The organism is Paraburkholderia sp., assembly GCF_049581445.1.
GTDB lineage: Bacteria > Pseudomonadota > Gammaproteobacteria > Burkholderiales > Burkholderiaceae > Paraburkholderia.
The window spans coordinates 1-2,736 of sequence record NZ_JBAURZ010000411.1 but is presented as its reverse complement, the minus strand read 5'-3'; the positions used below and the strand labels follow the sequence as shown (position 1 = coordinate 2,736).

Below are 2,736 nucleotides of genomic sequence, written 5' to 3'. Positions count from 1 at the left end.
GAGCGGGGCCGCGAACCATGGCAGTTGTGTCGTACCGGCCTGTGGCAGTTGTGAGAAACGGGCGAACAAGCGCGAGGCGGCTTCGGCGCGGGAGCGTTCGGTACGCGCGGGCGCCGCGTCTTCGAGCCAGCTCGAATGCGCCCAGTCGGCCACGGCGAGCAAGGGTCGGTGTTTCATTTACGGTCTCCTGCAGTTGGGTTGGACTTCGTGGCAGTGGGTTGGCCCGCCGGAGTAACCTCGGACGGCATTGTTTGAGTTTCGCGATTACGGCGCCCGCGGCGGCGAAATAACGTGATGCCGACCGAACCGAGCTTCGGGAAGGAGCGCACGCCCGATTCCCACACCCAGGCCGCGGCGATCAGTAGCAACCCCATGGTGGAGAGCACGATGAGCGCGAGCGTGCTGTTGCGGCGCCCGGTGTCGAACTGGGGCGCACAGTTGCCCATTCGCCCGCAAATCTCAGTGGGCGTGAGGACCGGCGTAACCGGAACGAGCGTGACGTAGACGTGATCGGGTGTCAGACTTTCCACGGCGCCCGCGACGAGCGAACGGATCTTCTCTCGCATCGGCTCCATACTCGTGTCGCTGCTGTAGCGCAGCAGCACGGAAGCCGTGGGTGGCGCTGAAGGGCCGCTGAGCGGATCGCGCGGCGGATCGACAATATGCACGCGGGCCACGAGCACGCCGTCGATCCTTTCGAGCGTTTCGGAGAGCTCTTGGGTAAGTCCGTAGACATAGCGTACGTGGTCTTCTTCAGGACTCGAGATCAGTCCTTCCCGGCTGAACAGTTCACCCAGGTTGGCGTGCCCACCACGCGGCAACGCGTAGGCGCCCGTCAGCTCTGTGGCAGCTACAGCGTCGTCGTCGTTCACGGAAACGCTCCAGCTCTTGTCCGCGTTGCGTTCCTTCGAGCCAGCGATGGCGTGATGACTCAGCACTGCAATGATGCGGTTCGCCTGGTCCTCGTCCAGCCCCTCGAATAGCGAGGTCTTGCATGCGGTGAGCAGAACGAGCGGCAGAAGATAGAGCGCGCGGCGCATTACGTTCTCTGCGTGAGGGATTGAATGGTGCTGCCGACGCTCTGAGCGATGTGCGACAGCGTGAGAAGGCTGGCCGAGTATTCGCCTGCGGCCGCCTGCAGCCAAAGCAGCTCGGCCGTGGACAGACCGCGCCGGCGGGACGGATCGAACAGCACGCCGAGCGGCACGGTCATGCTTTCCAGCGACCCCTGCATGCGCTCGGCGAATTGGGCGAGCCCGCTGTTGCCCGCGTCGGCCTGCGGGGTCTGGGGTAGCGTGACGGCAGGCGTGCGCGCCGCGTCGAGCGGCAGCGAATTCACCACAGCTTGCGATAGCATCGGAATGGTTTCTCCTGCGTGAATGGAAGATTGCGCGAGAGCGTGCAGTCGGCTACGCTGGATCGCATGCGTCAGCCCCTTGTGGAGCCCCCGTCAGGGGGCCCGCAGGTGCGTGCGCGGGTTTACTTCGTGTTTTGAGCGACGGACTTGTGAGTGTCCGAGAGGCCGCTCATGATCGATGTACCCTGCTGCAAGGCCGTCGTGTATTCGCCGACTTTCGCCTGCATGGTCAACATCGTGGCGCTGCCCTGGCCGCCGGCGCTTTGACCGTTGCCTTGACTATTGGTCGCCGAGGCGCCCTGCTGCTGCAACTGGTTGATCTGCTGAGCCTGGTTCTGCAGGTTGCGCGTGACCGCTTGTGCAACGCCCGGCAGCGACAAGGTGCCGTCGGACGCAATCATGCTGGTGCCGCCCGAGTTGCCCAGGTTGCCCTGTGGCATGCCGTAGCTGTACATGGGCGGCGTATAGCCGATGTTTGCTGATGCTGAGATCATACTTAAGATTCCTTAATGTTAAGCGACGCGCATGAGGAGCTTGTCACACGCTCCCGGATCCTTCGGGCGGCGCGCCAGCGCACGAAGGCAGGGCAATGCCCCGGTTGGATTCTCTCCGGCCTCAGCAGGGACCGGCGCGGTTCGCGCTGAGGCTGTAGACGCTTTCGTCGTCACGCACCACCGTTGCGCTGCATGGGGCGATGCGCGTGATCTTGCCGATCGGTATGCGTGCGCCCACGAAATAACGCGTGCCCTGCAGGTCAGTAAGCCACGCGGCGTGCGGTGTTGAAATAATGTTCAGACCGAGCGCTTCGAACGGAATGCGCACGGGACCACTATCCTTCTCGTGGCCTGCAAACCGTAACGATTGCAGACCGTCTATCTGCTCGCGGGCAAGCCGGCCGAGCCGCCCGTAGTCCCATGACTCGGGCAGCAGGTAGCCGTCTGCGGCGGGCGGCGTGGCAACGAACGCACCGGGCTCGGCCGCCTCGATCCTGGCGCCGCGGTAATACTTGTCGAGGAAATCACTCAACTGCTCCTGCATGGCGTCGATTACCGCCACGCGCATGACGTCCGCCGGGCCTTGCGCACGTATGGCGAGCGAGAGCGCGCCAAGCTCACCGGCGCTCTGCACATAGCCCGCGTAGACGCGCCGACCAGTTTCCTTGTCGACCCGCATGCGCACGTGGCGGAAAGCAGGCTGGTCGAGCAACGCCGTCTGGGACGCCAGCGGCTGCGGTGAAAACAGGCTCAGGCAGTGAAGCAGCACGGGCACGAATAGCGCCGCCGCCAGCGCAGCCCACGTGCGGCGCGGCAAGGTCGCGCAGCGCTTGCACATCCAGGTGAGCGGCGCATGGGTGAACAGCCATGCGCGTTCGGCCTGCC

The 2,736-nt window shown here is 64.5% G+C and carries 4 protein-coding genes; all 4 read right to left on the bottom strand.

The window, feature by feature from the left end:
- Positions 1–173 precede the first annotated feature (173 nt).
- Positions 174–1,040, bottom strand: a complete 867-nt coding sequence (gene sctJ, locus WCA85_RS35465) for a type III secretion system inner membrane ring lipoprotein SctJ (RefSeq protein WP_424070498.1) — start codon at positions 1,038–1,040, stop codon at positions 174–176.
- Positions 1,040–1,357 carry a hypothetical protein gene (locus tag WCA85_RS35460; RefSeq protein WP_424070496.1) on the bottom strand — a complete coding sequence of 106 codons (318 nt, stop codon included), beginning with the start codon at positions 1,355–1,357 and terminating at the stop codon, positions 1,040–1,042. Before WCA85_RS35460 ends, sctJ begins: the two co-directional genes overlap by 1 nt.
- A gap of 122 nt (positions 1,358–1,479) precedes the next feature.
- On the bottom strand, positions 1,480–1,851 hold the full coding sequence (locus tag WCA85_RS35455; protein WP_424070494.1) for a hypothetical protein: 372 nt from the start codon (positions 1,849–1,851) through the stop codon (positions 1,480–1,482).
- 121 nt (positions 1,852–1,972) lie between these two features.
- Positions 1,973–2,736 (bottom strand): hypothetical protein (locus WCA85_RS35450; RefSeq protein ID WP_424070492.1); only part of this gene is annotated, 764 nt, incomplete at its 5' end.

Excerpts from the sequence above, each read along its gene's own strand:
- sctJ (WP_424070498.1), bottom strand. The coding sequence starts at position 1,040 with ATGCGCCGCGCGCTCTATCTTCTGCCGCTCGTTCTGCTCACCGCATGC.
- WCA85_RS35460 (WP_424070496.1), bottom strand. The coding sequence starts at position 1,357 with ATGCTATCGCAAGCTGTGGTGAATTCGCTGCCGCTCGACGCGGCGCGC.
- WCA85_RS35455 (WP_424070494.1), bottom strand. The coding sequence starts at position 1,851 with ATGATCTCAGCATCAGCAAACATCGGCTATACGCCGCCCATGTACAGC.